The organism is Mesorhizobium sp. DCY119, from assembly GCF_003590645.1.
GTDB lineage: Bacteria > Pseudomonadota > Alphaproteobacteria > Rhizobiales > Rhizobiaceae > Mesorhizobium_M.
In genome coordinates this window covers 620,847-640,638 of sequence record NZ_CP031834.1, presented here as the reverse complement: position 1 = coordinate 640,638, position 19,792 = coordinate 620,847, and the positions used below count along the sequence as shown (strand labels likewise).

Annotated in this window: 18 protein-coding genes; 8 read left to right on the top strand and 10 right to left on the bottom strand. The window is 61.1% G+C overall.

The genetic code is table 11. From position 1 onward, the window contains the following. Positions 1 to 38 precede the first annotated feature (38 nt). Complete coding sequence (locus tag DZG07_RS03025) at positions 39 to 962, top strand: glycosyltransferase family 2 protein (protein ID WP_119814161.1); 924 nt, start codon at positions 39 to 41, stop codon at positions 960 to 962. 23 nt (positions 963 to 985) lie between these two features. Here DZG07_RS03025 and DZG07_RS03020 read toward each other — a convergent pair whose 3' ends face one another. The 3 genes from DZG07_RS03020 to DZG07_RS03010 form a co-directional block, all read right to left on the bottom strand. Next, on the bottom strand, positions 986 to 2,203 hold the full coding sequence (locus tag DZG07_RS03020; RefSeq protein ID WP_119821339.1) for a glycosyltransferase family 4 protein: 1,218 nt from the start codon (positions 2,201 to 2,203) through the stop codon (positions 986 to 988). 2 nt (positions 2,204 to 2,205) lie between these two features. After that, entirely contained in the window at positions 2,206 to 3,411 is a 1,206-nt protein-coding gene (locus DZG07_RS03015; RefSeq protein WP_162931537.1) for a GNAT family N-acetyltransferase, read from the bottom strand. A 130-nt stretch (positions 3,412 to 3,541) separates the two neighbouring features. Next, positions 3,542 to 4,990, bottom strand: coding sequence for an O-antigen ligase domain-containing protein (locus DZG07_RS03010; protein ID WP_245429569.1), 1,449 nt, complete (start codon positions 4,988 to 4,990; stop codon positions 3,542 to 3,544). A gap of 253 nt (positions 4,991 to 5,243) precedes the next feature. Here DZG07_RS03010 and DZG07_RS03005 point away from each other — a divergent pair, with 253 nt between their 5' ends. Continuing rightward, on the top strand, positions 5,244 to 6,329 hold the full coding sequence (locus DZG07_RS03005) for a glycosyltransferase (protein WP_245429568.1): 1,086 nt from the start codon (positions 5,244 to 5,246) through the stop codon (positions 6,327 to 6,329). 45 nt (positions 6,330 to 6,374) lie between these two features. On the opposite strand, the gene DZG07_RS03000 is transcribed toward DZG07_RS03005, so the two are convergent. After that, positions 6,375 to 7,412: a glycosyltransferase family 2 protein gene (locus DZG07_RS03000; protein WP_119814155.1), complete on the bottom strand. Its 1,038-nt coding sequence runs from the start codon at positions 7,410 to 7,412 to the stop codon at positions 6,375 to 6,377. After that, positions 7,409 to 8,626, bottom strand: coding sequence for a glycosyltransferase family 4 protein (locus DZG07_RS02995; protein WP_119920245.1), 1,218 nt, complete (start codon positions 8,624 to 8,626; stop codon positions 7,409 to 7,411). Before DZG07_RS02995 ends, DZG07_RS03000 begins: the two co-directional genes overlap by 4 nt. A 556-nt stretch (positions 8,627 to 9,182) precedes the next feature. Between DZG07_RS02995 and DZG07_RS02990 the strand changes: the two genes are divergently transcribed. The 6 genes from DZG07_RS02990 to DZG07_RS02965 are packed head-to-tail and all read left to right on the top strand — an operon-like array spanning position 9,183 to position 14,676. Beyond that, a complete protein-coding gene (locus tag DZG07_RS02990) occupies positions 9,183 to 9,683 on the top strand; it encodes an acyltransferase (protein WP_119814149.1) in 501 nt (166 codons plus the stop codon). 1 nt (position 9,684) lies between these two features. Next, on the top strand, positions 9,685 to 10,722 hold the full coding sequence (locus tag DZG07_RS02985) for a Gfo/Idh/MocA family oxidoreductase (RefSeq protein ID WP_091915767.1): 1,038 nt from the start codon (positions 9,685 to 9,687) through the stop codon (positions 10,720 to 10,722). Then, on the top strand, positions 10,719 to 11,825 hold the full coding sequence (locus tag DZG07_RS02980) for a DegT/DnrJ/EryC1/StrS family aminotransferase (protein ID WP_119814146.1): 1,107 nt from the start codon (positions 10,719 to 10,721) through the stop codon (positions 11,823 to 11,825). Before DZG07_RS02985 ends, DZG07_RS02980 begins: the two co-directional genes overlap by 4 nt. Next, positions 11,815 to 12,546, top strand: coding sequence for an acyltransferase (locus DZG07_RS02975; protein ID WP_119814143.1), 732 nt, complete (start codon positions 11,815 to 11,817; stop codon positions 12,544 to 12,546). Before DZG07_RS02980 ends, DZG07_RS02975 begins: the two co-directional genes overlap by 11 nt. Beyond that, the gene (locus DZG07_RS02970; protein WP_119814140.1) at positions 12,536 to 13,510 is read left to right on the top strand and encodes an NAD-dependent epimerase/dehydratase family protein; all 975 of its coding nucleotides are present in this window, start codon (positions 12,536 to 12,538) and stop codon (positions 13,508 to 13,510) included. Before DZG07_RS02975 ends, DZG07_RS02970 begins: the two co-directional genes overlap by 11 nt. After that, complete coding sequence (locus DZG07_RS02965; RefSeq protein ID WP_119814137.1) at positions 13,507 to 14,676, top strand: DegT/DnrJ/EryC1/StrS family aminotransferase; 1,170 nt, start codon at positions 13,507 to 13,509, stop codon at positions 14,674 to 14,676. The genes DZG07_RS02970 and DZG07_RS02965 overlap by 4 nt, the downstream gene beginning before the upstream one ends. Positions 14,677 to 14,740: 64 nt before the next feature. Here DZG07_RS02965 and DZG07_RS02960 read toward each other — a convergent pair whose 3' ends face one another. From DZG07_RS02960 to rfbA, 5 genes are read right to left on the bottom strand one after another with little or no spacing between them, the layout of a single operon-like run. Continuing rightward, entirely contained in the window at positions 14,741 to 16,249 is a 1,509-nt protein-coding gene (locus tag DZG07_RS02960) for an O-antigen translocase (protein WP_119814134.1), read from the bottom strand. Between the two features lie 9 nt (positions 16,250 to 16,258). Next, the gene (rfbD, locus tag DZG07_RS02955) at positions 16,259 to 17,176 is read right to left on the bottom strand and encodes a dTDP-4-dehydrorhamnose reductase (RefSeq protein WP_119814131.1); all 918 of its coding nucleotides are present in this window, start codon (positions 17,174 to 17,176) and stop codon (positions 16,259 to 16,261) included. Beyond that, positions 17,173 to 18,240 (bottom strand): dTDP-glucose 4,6-dehydratase, encoded by a 1,068-nt coding sequence (gene rfbB / locus DZG07_RS02950; RefSeq protein WP_119814128.1) that lies wholly within the window; start codon positions 18,238 to 18,240, stop codon positions 17,173 to 17,175. Before rfbB ends, rfbD begins: the two co-directional genes overlap by 4 nt. Positions 18,241 to 18,259: 19 nt before the next feature. Continuing rightward, positions 18,260 to 18,817 carry a dTDP-4-dehydrorhamnose 3,5-epimerase gene (gene rfbC, locus DZG07_RS02945; protein ID WP_091915753.1) on the bottom strand — a complete coding sequence of 186 codons (558 nt, stop codon included), beginning with the start codon at positions 18,815 to 18,817 and terminating at the stop codon, positions 18,260 to 18,262. Next, positions 18,814 to 19,719 carry a glucose-1-phosphate thymidylyltransferase RfbA gene (gene rfbA, locus DZG07_RS02940; RefSeq protein WP_091915751.1) on the bottom strand — a complete coding sequence of 302 codons (906 nt, stop codon included), beginning with the start codon at positions 19,717 to 19,719 and terminating at the stop codon, positions 18,814 to 18,816. Before rfbA ends, rfbC begins: the two co-directional genes overlap by 4 nt. Positions 19,720 to 19,792: the final 73 nt, after the last annotated feature.

Below are 19,792 nucleotides of genomic sequence, written 5' to 3'. Positions count from 1 at the left end.
TTTCGGCGTCTCGAAGCCAAGAGTCTGGGTGAATGCAAATGGACGGACCGACTGAACCTGCATCGATCCTTGCGCCTGCCGCCGTGGATGACACGGCTGGCGTTGCCGTGGTGGTCGTCACCTACAACAGCGCCAAGGTCCTGCCCGGTCTGCTCGACTCGATCCCTGATGGACTGGCCGGGATCAGCCGTCATGAGATCATCATCGTCGACAATGATTCTCACGATGCGTCGGTCGATATCGCGCTAGCCCATCCGACCCATCCGAGGGTGATCAGGATGGGCCGGAACGCCGGCTACGCTGCCGGCATCAACGCCGCGACGGCGATAGTCGGATCCGAAGTGGACGTCCTGATCCTCAATCCCGATGTCCGGCTTCTGCCAGGTTCCGTGCGCCTGCTCAGCAAAAGACTGTCAGACCCCAAGGCGGGCATAGTCGTGCCGCAGATCCTCCACGAGGATGGTACGACGGCTTTGTCGCTTCGGCGCGAACCGTCGATGAAGACGGCATGGTCGGACGCGCTGCTGGGAACGACGTTTGCCGCACGCATAGGCGCAGGCGAGATCGTCGATGATCCGGCGATCTACGATCGCGGCGGCGTCGTCGAATGGGCGACGGGTGCCGCCCTGCTTGTTGGAGCCCGAGCGCGTCGGGTCGTCGGTGAATGGGACGAGTCATTCTTCCTCTACAGCGAAGAAGTCGATTATCTGGAGAGGGTCCGCCGAAGCGGCCTGTCAGTGGTGTATCACCCACAGGCGCAGGTCGTTCATATCGGCGGCGAATATCACGACAATCCGTTCCTCTCGGCACTGATGACGAAAAACCGGATTCGCTATTATCGCCGCCATCACGGGCGTCTTTCCACGGCCTTGTTCCGGCTGAGCATAGTCGTCGGCGAGACCATGCGATTCACATTCGGACCGGGGCATCGAGCAGCGCTGCGTGCCGCACTCACTCTATAGAGACAGCGCCGGTGGTTTGATGATCAGGCGTCCTTGCGACGCGCGCTGATAAGCTGCGCATAGATACTGTCAACACGATCGAGCTTGGCGCTCCACAAAGCGCTTTTCCTGACATGCGCATGAGCTGCCTCGCCCATCCTGCGCCGCAGTGCCGGATTGGTCGCCAGCCTTCGGATTGCAGCCGCGATATCGATCGCGAGCGCTTCCGGCGTGGTGACTGACAGCTTTATGGCGCAGGCGTCTGTTGTCGCACTTCCCGGTCCACCGCGATCGACGACGATGAGCGGCAGCGAAAACCCCATCGCCTCCAGTGCCACGTTGCCGCCTGGTTCGCGATAGCTCGGAAAAACGAAGACGTCCGCCTGCTTGTAGAATTCCGCGACCTCGGCCTTGGAGCGCCAGCCATGAAGTGCAACGCGATCGCCGAGATCAAGCTGGCCGATGAGCGCTTCGCATTCCGCTCGTTCCGGCCCTTCGCCGACGATGTCCAGCCGGACTGAAACATCGCGCAGCATGCCCATGGCGCGTATGATGTCGCGAGCGCCTTTCGTCCGCACGAGGCGTCCGACGTAAAGCAGCCGGATTGTTCCGGATCGCCCGCTGCGATCGATCGGTGCCGGGATCTCGTCCAAACCCGTTTCGCTCATCACCTCGAAGCGGCGCAGCGGGATTGCGGCCAGCTGTTCCTTCACATAGGCGGCTATTCCGAACACGCAGTCTGCGGTCCTGAAGGTCTTGCGCAAAAACGGATCCCACTGTTGCCGGTACCGATCGAGCCCGCGCAGCGCCATGAACCAGGGCGCGGAACCTTCGTCGCCGGCAAAGCCATCCGGCGATGACAGGCCGCCGCCCACGGGTCCTATGACGAACGGAATGCCAAGACCGGCTGCAGGCGAGGGATAGCGCATGGCCACCGGCACGGGCTGGTGCACGAGATCGAAATGCTGCCCCTCGGCGATTGCCTGGCGTATCCATTTTCTGGCGCGGAAATAGAACGGGACGTAGCCAGGCTTCAGCATGCTGTTCAGCCGCTCGGCGCGGCCAAGCAGCGGCGGCTCGGTCCACTCCACGACCTTCATGCCCGGAAGCTGCTGCGTCGCAGGCCGGGCTCCCCGCTTGTGATAGGTCAGCAAGGTCACGTCATGCCGCTCGCCGAGGCGTCGCGCCCACTGATAGGCGACCCACGCCTCGCCGACATCCTCGCCATTACAGGTTGGTGCTACGAGCAGAAGCCTGGCCATGGTTACCTGCTGGCCATGCGACGGCGCCATCCTGCCTTCAGGCGGCGACCCCATTCGGAATTCTCGACAAGCCGGCGAACCAGATTGTTGGCAAAGGACAGCGACGACACCGCAAGCATCACCAGCGTCGGCCATGGCCGCGACGCGGCAAGCATGACCTCGCTTTCGGAGCGAACCGCCCGACCGAAGGAGGATTTGTACTCGGCCTCGCCATGACCGAAATCGAGCTCCGAAATGGCTGGATCGGCGCACAGATCCTCGAGCATTCGCATCATCGTGAAGCGCCCGATCGAGAGTTTGCTCATATCGGGGTCGAAACCGGGCGTGCCGATCTGGAAAGTGCCGCCATAGCCAAAGCCGCTCCAGAAGGCGACAGGGCGCTCATCGATATCGAGCATCCAGGTTCGGTACCAGCCGCGATCGAGCCCTAGCTTGATCAGCGCGCACTGCATCGGCGTGCCGGAAAATCCGACGCCGAGACCACGCTGATAGGTTTTCGCGGCAACTGCTTCCATGTCTCGATACAGATCGGCCGCATCTTCTGGACGATCCAGATGCCGAAGCTCCAACCGGCCTGCGAATTCCATTCGGAGTTGATTGTCGTGCCGGCGCAAATTGCCTCGCGTCTTGGCCGAACGCGTCTCGAGGAACCGCGTCATCGAATCCGGTATCACAGCCATCCAGCGGCGGGAAACCGGCTGCGCATGTGCCCGCTGCGCCCAGCCCGTTGCTGCAAGGGCAGTCGTGTAGAGCGTGCTGTCCACGTCGACATTGCGCATCAGGATGAGGTCCGCGACACCCTTGTCGAGGTCCTTCATCAGGTGTCGCAGGACGATTTCTTCCTCGTATTTGTTCCTTGCACCCAGTATGCCGCCGAAGGTCACCACGATGGCACGCAAGGTGGCGGACCCGAGCCGCCGGTATCCAAACCGGAAAGGCACGGGCAGGTTTTCAAGCCGGGCAACCGCGAGCAGGTCGGCTCCCCCGTCCTGGCGGATATGAACCACATGCGGCCGGATGACCTGATCGGCATGGCGCACCACGGTCATGTAGTAGTCGATGTCGGAATCGATATCGTCGACGTGAAGCGAATTCCAGACGTCGCGAAGCGCTTCGACCTCTTCCAGCGTGGTCGCAGTCGTCACCTTCTCTTCGACGACCGCGCTGTGGTCGGCGACGAACCTGCGGGATTCCATAATGGCAGTCATGAACCGCACCCCCGAGGATTGGCTGAACGAACTCTTCATCGATTGCGGAGTCTCCGCTACGAAGCTACCTGAGGCATACACGAGCAGCCAGAAAGTAGGCTGGCATCTATAGATTTAGACCGGTCGGCAATTAGACGTATGGCCGTTTCCGGCCTTCCGCGACGGGTGGCTTGCCACGTTCCGCCATATGCCCATTTCGACGATCATTGCCGGCCGTCTCACCGCGCGATCTGTCGCGTGGGGTCGCCGCTGCGGCGTTTGTCTCCACGTCGAGTACCCATACGCCGCTGCCGATCAGGAAGATGAAGATGACGTAGGTCGCGTTCCAGAAGTAGACAGTCCACCCGACCAGGAAGAAACCAGTCATCGCGATCACGAATGCGGTCTTGTACGCTTGCGTTCTCTCGTCGAGCCCCGATTTGAACGCCACGGGCAGATAAACCGCAAAGAAGCCCAGCGCCATGAACAGTTCCGCCGGCAGCCCGTGGCGGACCCCGTCGATGATCCAGAACATGTCGATGCTGGGGCTCATCCATGACGGCCGCTCCCAATAGCCAAAGCCAACACCGAAAAGCGGGTGGTTCATGATCGATGCGGATCCGTATCGGTATATTTCGGCGCGGACATAGGCCGAAGACTCGTCGAACGAAAAATACGACATGAACACGACAGGCACGGAACGGTTGGACAGAAGCTCTATCGACATCGCCGCCAGGAAGCCGAAGGCGCACAGGATCTTCCAGCGCGCCTCTATGCTTCTGAGCGCCCAGTTCCAGCCGAGCAGCATTCCCTGGCTGGCCAGCGCCGTCATAGGGCCGGCAGAGAGCGAAAAGAACGTCGCTGCTATGACAATGCCCGTGCCGCGCCAGCGGCCCGCAAAGCTCTTCCCGTAGCCAAGCACCATATGGGTGAAAGCCAGCGCGCTGGCACAGACCACGCCGTACAATATCGGATGCTCGAAGACGCTCTGGACGCGCCGCATGCCCCAGCGGGGATCGACGAAATTGTCGGGAAATGTCGGATAGACCGCAGAGAAAGCCGACAGCAGGATATTGCGCCCGGTTATCGCCTCGAACACCGCGAAGGGCAGGAGCAGGGTCACAAGCCGCAGCAGCATGCGCACCATGTTGTAGAAATCATCGGCGTCGCGGATGAAGCATCGGGCCAGCATGTAAGCACCGACGGTCTCGATGAAGATCATGCCGGATGGCTGAAACGCATAGTCGAAGCCGTGGATCATCCCGATCGCGAGAAAGCACCAGAAGCAATACAGGATGAACGAAATGTCGGCGATCCTGATGCGCCCCGCTCTGCCGCTTATCCAGCCGATCAGGCAAGGCAGGAGAAAGGCCAGGAGAATGAAGCGATAGAGCGACATCCGGATCGGGCCGATGGTGATGATCCAGGGAATGAGCAATCCCGCCATGAACAGGAAGACCGGCCATGGCAGGCCACGGTGCGTAGACTTTTCACGCGCGGACTGTTCGGCCCGGGACGAACGCCTGCCCGTTCCTGACTGCCGGCCCTGCCTGGCCTCGCCGGCGTGATCAGGCACCGCACCGAAAGTTCCATCCACCATTTTGGTTGCCCGGTTCACCCGCGTTCCAAATGTCGGCCGCTCGCAGATAATCTTTGAGGCAGACCCGAATTTACGCTCCTGCAACTTGGGTAGCAGTAAATATCCGGGTCATGTGAGTAGTTACTTTGATGTATAAAAGGTGGAATTGCTTTGCACCTTGCATCGTGGAACTCTTTCCCACGGGTCGGGGATACTCCAAGCTTAGGCCATCACGAAGCTCCGGCAGCATGACCAGCAAGCGGTGAGCTGAAGAATGACCTTGGTGTCTGCGGAAAATCTGGCGCGATCCCTGTTTCGAAGGATGAGCGAGGCGAAGGATCGCCGGCGCAGGCGCCGGTTGGAGATTCAGGTCAGCAACGAGAAGACCTCGACGCCTACGGTCTACTTCCTGACGCCGGACCATCCCGAGCCTTCGGGCGGCATACGCGTCATATACCGGCACGTCGACATTCTGAGCGCAGCCGGGATCAGCGCCTTTGTCCTCCACCATCGTCCCGGCTTCCGCTGCGAGTGGTTCGAGCATGAGACCAGGGTGACGGATATCGCCAGCGCGACCCTGCGTGGCGGTGACCTGCTCGTGGTTCCCGAAGTCGATATCGACCTTCTGCTTCAGCTGCCGCGGGGCACGCGTCACGTCATCTTCAACCAGAACAGCCATCTGACCTGGAAGCGGCCGGTCCATCAGGTTGCGCGTCTCTACGCGGCCAATCCGGGCCTCGCCGGCATCATCACCGTCTCGCGGCACAATCAAGAGATGCTCGGCTGGGCGTTCCGCGAAGCGCTCATACGGCGCGTCCATCTCGGCATCGATCCGGCACTGTTCCATCCGGGGAGCGAACCATCCGGACAGCGCATAGCCTATATGCCGAGGCGCGGGCGCGAAGATGCGCGGCAGGTCCTGGAGATGCTGGAGGCGCGGGGAATTCTCGACGGCTGGGAGGTCGTGCCGCTGGACAGGCTGACACATTCCCAGGTCGCGGACCGCCTGCGAACCACACGCGTCTTCCTTGCCTTTACCCATCAGGAAGGGTTCGGCCTGCCTCCGGCGGAGGCGATGGCATGCGGGAACTACGTGATCGGCAATCATGGTTTTGCGGGGCGGGAATTCTTTCGCCCGGAGTTCAGCGCGCCGATCGAGTCCGGCGACATCCTTGGTTTCGCGAGTGCTGTCGAGAAAGCCATTCTCGCGGAACGCCACCAACCCGGCTGGTGCCGCGATCGCGGGCTTGAAGCATCCCGCTTCGTCCTGTCCGAATATTCGCCGGCGCGCGAACGCGACGACGTGACGAACATCTATTCCGAGCTTCTGCTCAAGGATGCGGCGGTGGAACGCGTTTAACGCTGCGCGCCCAAAAGCCGGCCGATCAGCGGACTGGCGGCTCGATCAATACAGCCCGGTCTGCCACCAGCGACGCCACGCATATTTGTCGGCGATCTCGCGCAGTTGCGCGTGACCGCGTGCCACCACGGTCGAGATCGCACCATCGACGCCATTGCGCCTGCGCTCAAGGCTTTGCCACTGCCTGGTGTTCGCTGCCGCCGGATAGAGATCGAGTGCGAATTCGCGGTAGAGGTCGACCGGTTCACTTTCGGCGCGGCCGGAATCGATGATCTGGCAGGCATAGCGAAGCGCAGTCAGCGCAAGCGTCCGCCGCGCAGTCTCCTGCATCGCAGCCGCATCCGGCAAGGCACCAGCCTCGTTTTCGAAAGCCGACAGAATGGCATCGCGGCGCGCCCGCAGATCATAGAGGAAGCCGGCATGTACCGTCCGATGCATGTTTGCGTTGTGAACGCGGTAATAGGCCTGATCGGCGCCATTGATGCGGCCGATATCCGAGATGGCGGCTGCGCGCAGCCACATTTCCATGTCGGCCGAATGAGGAAGCGATGCCTTGTATCCACCCAACCGGTGTTGGATGCTGGTGCGGATCACCACCTCCGGACAGCAGATAAAGTTCTTCCCGGCCCGGCACATGCGCTCGATCCAGTCGCCGCCACGCCAGATCGTCCAACCGGTATCCTCGGTCCTCGCGGGCGGAAGCGCCGGGCCGTAGACAGGTATGGGATAGCCGTAAGTCAGCCCGACCGAAGGATGATAGTTCATCAGGGCCGTCGCCCGCGACAGGCAGCCCGGGGTCAGCAGATCGTCGGCCGACAAAAGAACGAGATAGTCACTCTCGGCAAGTGCCAGACCCTCATTGTAGGTTGCGATATGCCCCTTGTTCACCGCATGGTGGATATAGTCCACGCGGCGATCTTCGGACGCCAGCTGCTTGCACATATCCAGCGTATCGTCGGATGAACAATCGTCGATGATCAGAACTTTCACATCGACGTTTTCCTGCGACAACGCACTGTTTACGCATGCACGCAGGTAGCGGCCGTAATTGTAGCACGGCACGATGATCTGGACGGTGGTCATGAGGCCAGTGCGTCCTGTCGCTTCATGCTGCTCATGCGCGTGACATCCATGACCAGTTCGCCGAGACGCCGCGTCTGCTTGGCGGCGTCGTGACAGGCCACGGCGCGCTCCCGGCCAACGGCCCCGAGCTGCTTACGCAGTACCGGGTCTGATGCAAGCCGCTGCATCGCTGCGATCATGCCGTCGATGTCGCCCTCCGAAACCAGATAACCGTTCTGGCCGGTGGCGATCTGGTCGGTGATGCCGCCGATCGTCGTTGCCACCACGGGCAGGGCGCAGGACATCGCCTCGACGATCGATACCGGCGACCCTTCCTTGATGCGCGAATGCTGGATGAAGATGTCATGCAACGGCAGTTTCTTCGCCAGGCTCAGCTCGTCGATGAAGCCATGGAAAGTCACCTTGTCGACAAGCCCCAGCCTCTTGACGAGCTCTCCAAGATTCTCACGCTCGACCCCGTCACCGAAAATGCCGAGCCGGACCTTCGGATTCTGCTTTGCGACCTCGGAAAAGGCTCTTATCGAAACATCGCAGCCTTTTTCCTCGGACAGCCGCGAAACCATCACGAACCGCACCAGATCGTCGCTGCGCTCGGGCACCGGCCGGAACACATCCGTCGGCGCACCGCAGGGGATATAGTGGATCTTGTCTTCCGGCGCGCCGTGTTCGCGCAGCCATTGCCGCTCCGCATCCGTCACCACGACAATCGCGGCAAAATCATGCAGGCAGCGATAGAGGCTCCAGCGATACCACCTGTTCCTGATGAAGGAAAAATCGCCGTGGAAATAAGCGACCAGCGGAATGCCGGCCTCGCGCGCAGTCGGCAGCAGGCGCATGGCGATGTCTCCGAAATTGCAAAGGATGACATCCGGCCGGTCCTTGTCGAACAGCTGCTTCAGGCGCGTGCGCTCCTCGCCGATCGCCGCATAGAAGCTGCCATTGAAGATCGCCCGGGACCGATAGAGCCAGCGTCCGTCATTGTGGTAGGGCGCAAGCTTGCCCGGCAGCACGTGCTCGCGAACGTCGGTCGTCGGTTGGGTACCGGCGTTCTGCCGTTCCCAGCAAAGCAGTTCCTTGCGGAAGCCCTGAAGCCCGACCACCTGCCGCCACATCCAGGGCTGGCCACTGGCGCCAAACACCCGCGTGGCGATCATCAGCTTCGGCCTTGCGTCCGATTCCTGTATCTGTTCGAAAACCCGTTCCCCGACTTGCACTCTGTCTACCTCCGCGCTTGATCAGCGGCCACGCGTTCCACATGGACTCACTGGCGAGTTTGACAAAACTATAGATGTTTTCGCTGGCTCCGAACTTTAGGCTTACGAGTAGGTCCGGTTTCTATCCCTGATTTCTCCGGAGGATAGCTCGGTCACTCTATAAGCCCTAAGGATTAGGCCGGGTACTATTACCAGCACCTTCCAGTGCTCGAATGGCTTACTATCGCTTAGCTTATGCGCACCGCCCCGAGCTCAGTGCCACGCAAGCCCGCAAATGCCGTCTGCTGGGCAAGTAGCGGGTATTGAGACCCTGCCACTCGGTCTATGCCGCCTAAGCCTTTCGGACGGGAATGTACTGCGTTTTCTTTCCTTTACTCCGATCCTGAAAAGAAATCTGGTTATCGGACGGATTTACTTTCAGCGCTTCTTCAAAACTCTGGCAAGTGAACGGCGGGGATCGGCATGACGGGCATGGATTGCTCCTCTGTTTCCATATCCAGCCGGCGCATCGCGGAGTGTGCGGGGCAGCGGCTCAGGAAACAGGGAAACTGACGGAATGATTTCTTCCGATGTCACTCTGGACGAAGGTGTGGTCATCCATCACCCGGATCTGGTCAATCTATATGGCTGCCATGTCGGCGCAGGTTCGCGCATCGGCACATTCGTCGAAATCCAGCGCAATGCCACGATCGGCCAGAACTGCAAGATTTCGAGCCACACTTTCATCTGTGAAGGGGTGACGCTGGAAGACGGCGTCTTCGTCGGCCATGGCGTCATGTTCACCAACGATCTTCATCCGCGCGCCGTGACCACGGATGGCGGGCTCCAGACCGACGAAGACTGGACCGTCATCCCCACGCTGGTCAGGCAACACGCCTCAATCGGAAGCAATGCGACCATTCTCGCTGGCGTGATCATCGGCAGGGGTGCGCTCATCGGCGCCGGCTCCGTCGTCACCAAGGACGTTCCGGACTACGCGATCGTCGCCGGCGTTCCTGCGCGGATCGTCGGCAGAGCCAAGGACGCTCCGGTCCGCCGCATCGTTTCGGGAGAGTGACATGATCGGCGTTGCAGTAGTTGGTTACGGTTACTGGGGTCCCAACCTCGTTCGCAATTTTGCCGAGACGCCGGGTGCGCGGCTGATCAGCGTTTGCGATCTCAAGAAAGAGCGGCTGGTCAGCGTCCAGGCGCGGTATCCGGCCGTCGAGATCACGGACGACTTCGACGAAGTCCTGCGCGATCCGCGCGTCGATGCAATCGCGATCGCCACTCCGGTTTCCGCGCATTTCAGGCTGGCGATGAGCGCCCTGATGGCGGGCAAGCATGTGTTTGTCGAAAAGCCGATGGCGGCGACCGCTGACGAGGCACGCCGGCTGGTTGACGAGGCTTCGCGGCGCAAGCTCGTGCTGGCCGTCGACCACACCTTCGTTCACACCGGCGCGGTACGGAAAATGCGCGAGCTCGTCGAAAGCGGACTTGGCGACATCTATTATTACGACTCGGTCCGCGTGAATCTCGGCCTGTTCCAGCACGATGTCAGCGTCGTCTGGGATCTCGCCGTCCACGACCTCTCGATCATGGATTATGTCCTGCCGGCAAAGCCGGTGGCCGTCTCGGCAACGGGCATGAGCCACGTCGTGGGCGAGCCGGAGAACATCGCCTATCTCAACCTGTTCTTCGACAACAGCATGATCGCGCATATCCATGTGAACTGGCTGGCCCCGGTGAAGGTCCGGCGCACGCTGATCGGCGGCAGCAGCAAGATGATCGTCTATGACGATCTCGAGCCCAGCGAGAAGATCAAGGTCTACGACAAGGGCATCACGCTCAACGGCAACCCGCAGAAGAACGGCGAAAAGGTCTACCAGATGCTGGTCGGCTACCGCACCGGCGACATGTGGGCGCCGCAGCTGGACTCGACCGAAGCCCTTGGCGTCGAGCTTCGCGAATTCGTTAACTGCATCGAACAGGGCAAGGTCCCGACGGCCGACGGCCATGCCGGCCTGCGCGTCGTACGCATCCTTGAAGCCGCCACCCAGTCGCTTGCCCAACGCGGGCGCGTCATCGAACTCGAGCGCGCGAGGCGCATAGCATGATCCCGTTTCTCGATCTCAAGGCCCAGTATGCGAGCATCAAGGGCGAGGTGGATGCCGCCGTCCTGGGCGTGCTGGCTTCCGCCCAATATGTTCTCGGCGACGAAGTTGCAGCTTTTGAGCGTGAGTTCGCCGCCTATTGCGACGCAAAGCACGCAATCGCCGTCAACACCGGAACGAGCGCGCTTCATCTGGCGCTGCTTGCGGCCGGCGTCGGTCCCGGCGATGAAGTCATAACCGTGCCTTTCACCTTCGTCGCCTCCGTTTCGGCTGTCTGCTACACGGGCGCACTGCCGGTGTTCGTGGACATCGAACCGACCACCTTCACGATGGACCCGGCCAAGCTCGAAGCAGCGATCACCGCGCGCACCAAGGCCATCGTTCCCGTCCATCTCTACGGCCAGATGGCCGACATGGCGCCGATCATGGAGATCGCCGACCGCTACGGAATTCCGGTCATCGAGGATGCCTGCCAGGCCCATGGTGCCGAATACAGGAAGAGGCGCGCCGGCAGCATCGGTACGTCGGGCTGTTTCAGCTTCTATCCCGGCAAGAATCTGGGTGCCTGCGGCGAGGGCGGCATCGTCGTCACCAATGACGACGAGCACGCCAAGACGATCCGCATGCTGCGCGACTGGGGCCAGGAGCAGCGCTATCACCACACGCTGAAGGGTTTTAATTATCGCATGGACGGCATCCAGGGCGCGATCCTGCGGGTCAAGCTTCGGCACCTTGAAGACTGGACCGAGGCGCGTCGCGACCACGGACGGCATTATTCGGCACTGCTCGCTGGATCGAGGCAGGTGACTGCGCCCACCGAGCTCGCGGATCGCCGCCACGTCTATCACATCTATGCCGTTCGGACGCGCGATCGCGACGGGTTGCAGCGCGCCCTGCAGGCCGAAGGCGTACAGACGGGACTGCACTATCCCATCCCCGTCCATCTGCAGAAAGCACATGCGGACCTTGGCTACAAGGTAGGCGCATTCCCGGAATCAGAGGCCGCAGCGCGTGAGGTTCTCTCGCTGCCGATCTATCCCGAGATGACATCGAGGCAGGTAGAACAGGTGGTCGCTGCTGTGGAGCAGGAAGCCTATGTCGCTTGATCCCGCTCACGCTGCCCGTATCGTCAAGGCGGTTCATGGCCGGCAGGAAATCCTTGCCGACCCCGCCTACGAACTCGAACTGGCAGACACCCTGAAGACATCCTATGGCGCTTCGGGGCTGGTCGAACTCTACGGCCGGTTTTCATCCGGCGACGGCTTCGTCGACGCGCTGATGCGCCGCTCCGTCTTGCGCGCGCTCTCACGTAGCTGCGGCGCCCGCCTTCAGGTCGGCAGCGGTGCGGTGTTCAAGCACCCCGAGACATTCGAGTTCGGCAATGGCGTCTTCGTCGGCGCACAGGCCAATATCCAGGGCCGCTATGACGGCACCTGCGTGATCGGCAACAATGTTTGGATCGGCCCGCAAGCGTTTCTCGATGCGCGCAATCTGGTGATGGAAGAATATGTCGGCTTCGGTCCCGGCGCCAAGGTGCTTGGTTCTGCCCATACCGGCATGCCGGCGGACGTGCCGATCGTGCGCACAGACCTCGAAATCAAGCCGGTGCGCATAGAGGCATGGGCCGACATCGGCACCAACGCCACCATCCTTCCCGGCGTCACCATCGGCAAAGGCGCGATCGTCGGAGCCGGCGCCGTCGTGGTGTCCGACGTCGAACCTTTCTCGGTCGTCGCCGGCGTGCCTGCAAAATTCCTGCATTGGCGGACGGATTCGGATCTGACGCGAACCGCGTCACAAAACAACGGGGCGATCCATGAAAGATAAGCGCGTTCTCATCACAGGCGGGGCAGGGCTCATCGGATCCCACATCGCCGATCTCGTAGCCAAGGAACAGCCGCGCGAGATCATCATTCTCGACAATTTCGTCCGTGGCCGGCGGGAGAATCTTCAGGTTGCGATGGATGCCTTTCCGCTCACCATCGTCGAAGGCGATATCCGCGACCGGCCTTTGCTGGCAAAGCTCTTCGACGGCGTCGATATCGTCTTCCACCAGGCGGCGATCCGCATCACCCAATGCGCCGAGGAGCCGCGACTGGCCTTCGACGTTCTCGCCGGCGGCACGTTCGACGTGCTTGAAGCGGCGGTCAATGCCAAGGTGTCCAAGGTCGTCGCGGCGTCGTCCGCCTCCGTACTCGGGCTGGCGGAAAGCTTTCCCACGACAGAGGCGCATCACCCCTACAACAACCGCACGATCTACGGTGCGGCGAAGGCCTTCAATGAAGGGCTGCTGCGCAGCTTCGCCGATATGTACGGCCTGAACTATGTCGCGCTTCGCTACTTCAACGTCTACGGCCCGCGCATGGACGTCTATGGCGTCTACACCGAGGTTCTGATCCGCTGGATGGAGCGCCTGGCTGCCGGCCAGCCGCCGCTTATCCATGGCGACGGCTCGCAGACGATGGATTTCGTCCATGTCGCCGACATCGCGCGCGCCAACATCCTGGCGGCAAAGTCCGACGTCACCGACGAGGTGTTCAACGTCGCAAGCGGTGAGGAGACCAGCCTGCTCGAACTGGCGCAGAAGCTGACCCGCATCATGGGCTCGTCGATCGAGCCGACGCACGCACCGGCACGCAAGGTCAATGCCGTGCCGCGCCGGCTCGCCGACATCACCAAGGCGCGGGATATGATTGGCTTTGAGGCCCAGATCCCGCTCGACGACGGTCTTCGCGGTCTTGTCGCTTGGTGGCAGGCCGAAAGTGCTGCGACCCGGGAGGCAGCGGAATGATACCGGTTGCCAAGCCCATCCTCGACGAACGCGAAGTCGAAGCGGTTCGTCGGGTAATTCTGTCCGGCTGGGTAACGCAGGGACCCGAGGTCGCGGCCTTCGAGCAGGAATTTGCCGAGCTTGTCGGCGCGCCGCATGCCTGCGCGGTATCGAACTGCACCACGGCACTTCACCTGGCGCTGCGGGCCGTGGATATCGGTCCCGGCGACGAGGTGCTCACCGTCAGCCATTCCTTTATCGCCACCGCCAACGCCATCCGCTACTGCGGCGGCGTTCCGGTTTTCGTCGATATAGAGGCAGACGGCTTCAACATCGACCCGGACCTGATCGAAGGCGCGATCACACGCAATACGAAGGCGATCCTTTGCGTGCACCAGCTCGGCATGCCTTGCGACCTGCGCCAGATCGTCGAGATCGGCAAGCGCTATTCCATCCCGGTCATCGAAGACGCCGCCTGCGCGACAGGCAGCGAAATTCTCTGGAACGGCCAGTGGGAAAAGATCGGCAAGCCGCACGGCGACATCGCCTGCTTTTCCTTTCATCCCCGCAAGGTCGTGACCACCGGCGACGGCGGCATGCTGACGACCGCCAATCCGGAATATGACCGGAAGTTCAAGCTATGGCGCCAGCATGGCATGAGCGTGCCAGATACGGTCCGCCACGGTTCCAGTCAGGTCATCTACGAAAGTTATCCCGAGATCGGCTACAATTACCGCATGACGGACATGCAGGCGGCCGTCGGACGCGAACAGCTGAAGCGGCTTCCCGAGATCGTGGCCCGACGCAGGCAGCTTGCTGCCGCATACACCAAGCTTCTCAAGGATATACCCGGCGTCGAAACGCCGTTGGAGCCGAGCTGGGCGCGCAGCAATTGGCAGAGCTACTGCATCAGGCTGCCGCACTGGGTCGGTCAGCGCTCGGCCATGCAGGCCTTGCTCGACAGGGGCGTCTCGACAAGGCGCGGCGTGATGAACATTCATCTCGAGGAAGCCTATGCAGCCCCCGAAACACACCGCCTTGGCACGAGCCTCCAGAACAGCGTCGCCGCACAAAACGGAACCATCATTCTACCGCTCTATGCGCAGATGATGGACGCCGAGCTTCTCGCCGTGGTCGACACGATTCGCGAGTGCCTCGGTGCAAGCAGCATCCGGGCCGCGGAATAGCCGACTCCTATCGAGATCGATCCGAGCAAAAAAGCCGCTGGCAATCGCCGGCGGCTTTTTCAGTTCAGGCCGATTTTGGCAGCCAGGGCCGGAGCGCTGCCGGAAACGAATCCGGTGGCATCAGACGCAAAAGCATCCGCAACGAATAGACCCCGCTGACGAGCACGATCACGCCACCCAGGGCGGTCGCCTGCCAAAGCGGCAAGAGCTGGAACGCACCGAAAACCACGGCAGAGGCAGGCAGGAAGATCAGGCTGAGCTTGATATTTTCACGCGACCAGCGAAAATCGGTTAGTCGGCGCACAATCAGGTAGATCAGGATGTTGTGCCAGACATAGAGCCCGAAAAAGGCCATGCCGGCACCGATAAAGCCGAGCTTCGTGACCAGAAGCCAGGCAAGGCCGACATGCACGATTGCAGCCGCTACCTCCGTCCAGAAATAGATCTTCTGCGCTCCCTTCGCCAGCACGATGAACCCCATCGGCCACGCGACGAGACGCAGCATCATGCCCAAGCAAATCCAGCGCAGCAGGTCGACGGCCGGATAGAACTCAGGAGAGTAAAGCAGCCTCATGACCAGCGGCGCGAGCGTGAGCGTCGCAACTACGCCCGGGCCGGCGAGCAGCATGCTGATCTGCGCCTGCTCATTGACGAGGCGGTTGCATTCGGCGTGATCGCCCGCAACCGCTGTCAGGCGTGGATAGAAATCGGTGCCCATGGCCTGCAGAATGAACCCGGCATAGAGGCCGCCGAGAGCCCATGCCGCCTGATACAACCCCGCAGCCGCAACACCATCTTCCCGCAGCACGATAATGCGGATCGCGTAAGCAGCACCTACGGTCAGAAACCCGCTGACCATGAAGACAAAACCCAGCTTCAGAAGGGCAGCTGTCTCCTGGCTCATCTGCGGCAGCGACATGGTCTGCACGTTGATGTGGATTTTACGTGCATACCACCATGATGTAAGGATCGTGATGCCGGCCGTGGCAACCAGCGACGGCACGATGCCCTGCTCGCCGAAGAAATAGACCATCGGTATGCTGATGACCGTGCTGCATAAAGCTGCAAACATGTTGATGCGGGCAAGGTTTGCGATCTGCCGCATGCCCTGTATCAGGGCGATTTGTCCCGCCGACACGAGCCGAAAGAAGATCGCCACCGACAACAGCAGGACACCCGCGGTATGCTGGCTATCGCCGAAGGTGAACTCGGCGATCGGAAGGGAAAGGGCTGCAAGAAGTGCCGCGCCGGCCAATCCCAGAACGATGGATATCCGCCTCAGCACAATGGCCGTACGAGCGATCCTGTCGGCTTCACCGGATCCTACCGATTCGGCGATCTGGCGAACGCCGCTGGCCTGGATACCGAGGCCGGCCAGATTCTGCGCTAGGTCGGCTATGGAATTGTAGAGCCCCATCAACCCGACACCGCCTGGGCCGAGAAGCACCGCCATGGCCTTGTTGCGGATTATCGCAAACAGGATGTTGACGACGGACGAGCCGCCGATCAGGGCCGTCGACTTCAGGATCTGGGTGTAGGATTGCCCGGACCCGGATGCAGCAGTTAAAGCCATCGAGTTGCTTCAGCCCCCGGTTCCGTGACGCATGGGTTTGAATTCGTCATGCCGCCCTGCGGGGATCAGGCGTTTTACGACCATATCGACGCTGTCCTGCCAGGCCGGCGCGCGCCAGCCGAAAGTCCTTTCGAACTTGTCGGTCGAAAGGCGTGAGTTCAGCGGACGCTTGGCCTTTGTCGGATAATCGGCGCTCGAAATCTCGCGCACCGACGCGAATGGCCCGCCGGCGATGCGGCTCGTGCGGAAAATGTGGCTGGCAAAGCCCGACCAGTTGATCTCACCCGTCCCCGTCAAATGGTAAACGCCGTAATTCTCTCTGATCGGGCGCGAGGCAATTCGCAGGATCGCATCGGCGATATCGAGAGCGGATGTCGGGTTTCCCCACTGATCCGAAACCACGGAGACAGCGTCCCTCTCGCCAGCGAGCCTGAGCATCGTCTTGACGAAATTCGCAGCAAACGGGCTGTAGACCCAACTGGTCCGCAGGATGATGTGATGCGGCGTAACGCTCGCGATCGCATGCTCGCTCTCGAGTTTGGTGTATCCGTAGATGGTCTTCGGGACGGCGTCGTCATCTTCCCGGTAAGGTCGGTCGCGGTCGCCTGAAAAGACATAGTCCGTCGACAGATGGATGATCGGCACGCCTATCCTCGTCGCCGCCTCGGCAACGCTTGCTGCCCCGATTGCGTTGACCACATAGGCGAGTTCCGGCTCGTCCTCGGCACGGTCGACGGCGGTATAGGCAGCGGCCGACACGATCAGATCAGGCTTTGCGGCGGCAATCGCGCGTCTCACCGACAGGGGCTTTGCCAGGTCGAGTTCGGGGCGGCCAACCGTGATCAGTTCCACGTCCGGCATCTGCGCCGCTCTTTCAACGAGGCTGCAGACCACTTGGCCCTGAGTGCCGGTGACCAGGATTCTCATTGCGCTGCCACCAGACGGCCGAGACGCTCGCCGGCATAGCTGCCGTCGCGGATCGGCTTCCACCACCAGGCATTTTCGAGATACCAGTCGATCGTCCGCGACAGGCCAGCCTCGAAGTTTTCCTGCGGGCTCCAGCCCAGTTCGCGCTCTATCTTTGCCGCGTCCATTGCATAGCGGCGGTCGTGGCCGGGTCGATCGGAGACGAACGTTATGAGGCTTCGGTAGGAGGCGCCGTTGCGGCGCGGTCGCTTCCTGTCCAGCAGATCGCAGATCGTCTCGACGACGCTGAGATTGGTGCGTTCGGCCCTGCCGCCGATATTGTAGTTTTCGCCGACCTTGCCCTTCGTTGCAACCAGGGCAAGAGCCCTCGCATGATCCTCGACGTGAAGCCAATCCCGGACGTTGCCGCCATTGCCGTAGACGGGCAGGGGCTTTTCCTCGAGCGCATTCAGGATCACCAGCGGAATGAGTTTTTCGGGGAAATGAAACGGCCCGTAATTGTTTGAGCAGTTGGTGACGACGATCGGCAGGCCAAAGGTATGATACCAGGCGCGGACCAGATGATCGGAAGCGGCTTTCGACGCCGAGTAGGGTGATGACGGCGCGTAGGGCGTCTCCTCGGTGAACAGGCTGGTATCGAATGGCAGGTCGCCAAACACTTCATCTGTCGAAACGTGGTGGAAACGAAAATCCGCGACCGCATTTGCCGGAAGCTCACGCCAATAGGCGAGCGTTGCCTGAAGCAGCCGGAAGGTGCCTACGACATTCGTCTCCACGAAAGCTGCCGGGCCATCGATCGAGCGATCGACATGCGTCTCGGCGGCGAGATGGATGATGCGGTCGATATGCTCGGCACGCAGGATTTCGGCCACGACCGCGTCATTGCAGATATCGGCCTGGATGAAGCGATAATTTGGAAAGTTCTCGATCTGCCGGAGCGAGGCGAGATTGCCGGCATAGGTGAGCTTGTCGATATTGACGACGCGATTTCGCGGATCCGCCACGAGATGGCGGCAGAGTGCCGAGCCGATGAATCCGGCGCCGCCGGTCACGAGAATATTCATGGTCGCTCGCCTCGTTTCACTACGCGAAAACCTCCGCATGCCTCAGCATTGGCGCCTTGCGGTCTTTGTCGGACAGTTGAAGTTCGGATGCGGCCAGGGGCCATTCGATGCCGATCTCGGCATCGTCGAAACGGATCGAACGATCATGCTCGGCGGAGTAGTGGCTGGTCACCTTGTAGATGACCTCGGTGTCCGGCTCGAGCGTCAGGAAGCCGTGGGCAAAGCCTTTCGGCACCAGTATCTGGTTCCACTCCCGTGCGGAAATCTCGATGGCGACCCATTTCGCGAAACTCGGCGAGCCTCTGCGGATATCCACGGCGACATCCAGTATCGCACCCTTCACCACGCGCACCAGCTTGTCCTGTGCATAGGGCGGCATCTGGTAATGCAGCCCGCGCAGCACGCCCTTGGCTGCCGAATAGGAATGGTTATCCTGGACGAAATTCAGCTGTACGCCGTGCTCGCCGAGCCGCTCGGCATTCCACGTCTCGGAGAAGAAACCGCGGTCGTCGCCGATCCGGCGTGGCAGGATTTCCAGCACGCCGTCGAGCCCCAGCGGTCTGACCTCAAGGCTCATGCCGCGTTGTCCTCGACCAGACCGTTACCGTTGTCATCCTCCACCAGACGCCGGAGGTAAGAGGCATAAGACGTCTTTCCGAGCTGGCAGGCGCGTTTCAACACCGCTTCCCGGCTGAGCCAACCCATGTCCAGCGCGATTTCCTCCGGGCAGGCTATCTGCACACCCTGGCGGCGCTCGACGGTACGCACGAAGGACGAAGCATCGTGCAGGCTGTCATAGGTGCCGGTGTCGAGCCAAGCATAGCCGCGGCCAAGCTGGCAGACGTTCAGTTCACCCCGCTGGAGATAGATGTTGTTGACCGTGGTGATCTCGAGTTCGCCACGCTCCGAAGGCTTGATCGATGCGGCGATGTTGACCACGTCGTTGTCGTAGAAATAGAGGCCGGTAACCGCCCAGTTGGATCGCGGATTGACCGGCTTCTCCTCGATCGTCAGCGCTCTGCCTGTGGATTTTTCGAAACTGACGACGCCATAGCGTTCCGGATCATCGACGTGATAGGCAAAGACCGAAGCGCCCTTTTCTCTCGCCGCCGCTTGCTGGCAAATGCGCGGCAGACCGTGGCCGAAGAAGATGTTGTCGCCGAGGATCATCGCAACATTGCCATCGCCGATGAAATCGCGGCCAATGATGAAGGCTTCCGCCAGCCCGTTGGGATGCGCCTGCTCGGCATAGGAAAGTTTGAGACCGAAATCCGAACCGTCCCCCAGCAGCGCCTGGAAACAGGGCAGATCACGTGGCGTCGAGATGATCAGAATCTCTCGGATGCCGGTCAGCATCAAGACGCTCAATGGATAATAGACCATCGGCTTGTCGTAGATCGGCAGTATCTGCTTCGACACCGCAATGGTGAGGGGATAAAGCCGCGTACCGCTGCCTCCCGCCAGGATTATGCCCTTCATCTCGCCCCCATCTTAACGTACCCGCCTCTGTGACGTTGCTTGCCTCAAGACGAAGAAAGCTGTTTCGTTGACC

Coding starts and splice junctions, on each gene's coding strand:
- DZG07_RS02975 (WP_119814143.1), top strand. CDS start 11,815: ATGTCGCTTGATCCCGCTCACGCTGCCCGTATCGTCAAGGCGGTTCAT.
- DZG07_RS03005 (WP_245429568.1), top strand. CDS start 5,244: ATGACCTTGGTGTCTGCGGAAAATCTGGCGCGATCCCTGTTTCGAAGG.
- DZG07_RS03015 (WP_162931537.1), bottom strand. CDS start 3,411: ATGACTGCCATTATGGAATCCCGCAGGTTCGTCGCCGACCACAGCGCG.
- rfbB (WP_119814128.1), bottom strand. CDS start 18,240: ATGAATATTCTCGTGACCGGCGGCGCCGGATTCATCGGCTCGGCACTC.
- DZG07_RS03020 (WP_119821339.1), bottom strand. CDS start 2,203: ATGGCCAGGCTTCTGCTCGTAGCACCAACCTGTAATGGCGAGGATGTC.
- DZG07_RS03010 (WP_245429569.1), bottom strand. CDS start 4,990: ATGGTGGATGGAACTTTCGGTGCGGTGCCTGATCACGCCGGCGAGGCC.
- DZG07_RS02965 (WP_119814137.1), top strand. CDS start 13,507: ATGATACCGGTTGCCAAGCCCATCCTCGACGAACGCGAAGTCGAAGCG.
- DZG07_RS02970 (WP_119814140.1), top strand. CDS start 12,536: ATGAAAGATAAGCGCGTTCTCATCACAGGCGGGGCAGGGCTCATCGGA.
- DZG07_RS02980 (WP_119814146.1), top strand. CDS start 10,719: ATGATCCCGTTTCTCGATCTCAAGGCCCAGTATGCGAGCATCAAGGGC.
- DZG07_RS02960 (WP_119814134.1), bottom strand. CDS start 16,249: ATGGCTTTAACTGCTGCATCCGGGTCCGGGCAATCCTACACCCAGATC.
- DZG07_RS03025 (WP_119814161.1), top strand. CDS start 39: ATGGACGGACCGACTGAACCTGCATCGATCCTTGCGCCTGCCGCCGTG.
- DZG07_RS02990 (WP_119814149.1), top strand. CDS start 9,183: ATGATTTCTTCCGATGTCACTCTGGACGAAGGTGTGGTCATCCATCAC.
- rfbC (WP_091915753.1), bottom strand. CDS start 18,817: ATGAGCCTTGAGGTCAGACCGCTGGGGCTCGACGGCGTGCTGGAAATC.
- rfbD (WP_119814131.1), bottom strand. CDS start 17,176: ATGAGAATCCTGGTCACCGGCACTCAGGGCCAAGTGGTCTGCAGCCTC.
- DZG07_RS02985 (WP_091915767.1), top strand. CDS start 9,685: ATGATCGGCGTTGCAGTAGTTGGTTACGGTTACTGGGGTCCCAACCTC.
- DZG07_RS03000 (WP_119814155.1), bottom strand. CDS start 7,412: ATGACCACCGTCCAGATCATCGTGCCGTGCTACAATTACGGCCGCTAC.
- rfbA (WP_091915751.1), bottom strand. CDS start 19,719: ATGAAGGGCATAATCCTGGCGGGAGGCAGCGGTACGCGGCTTTATCCC.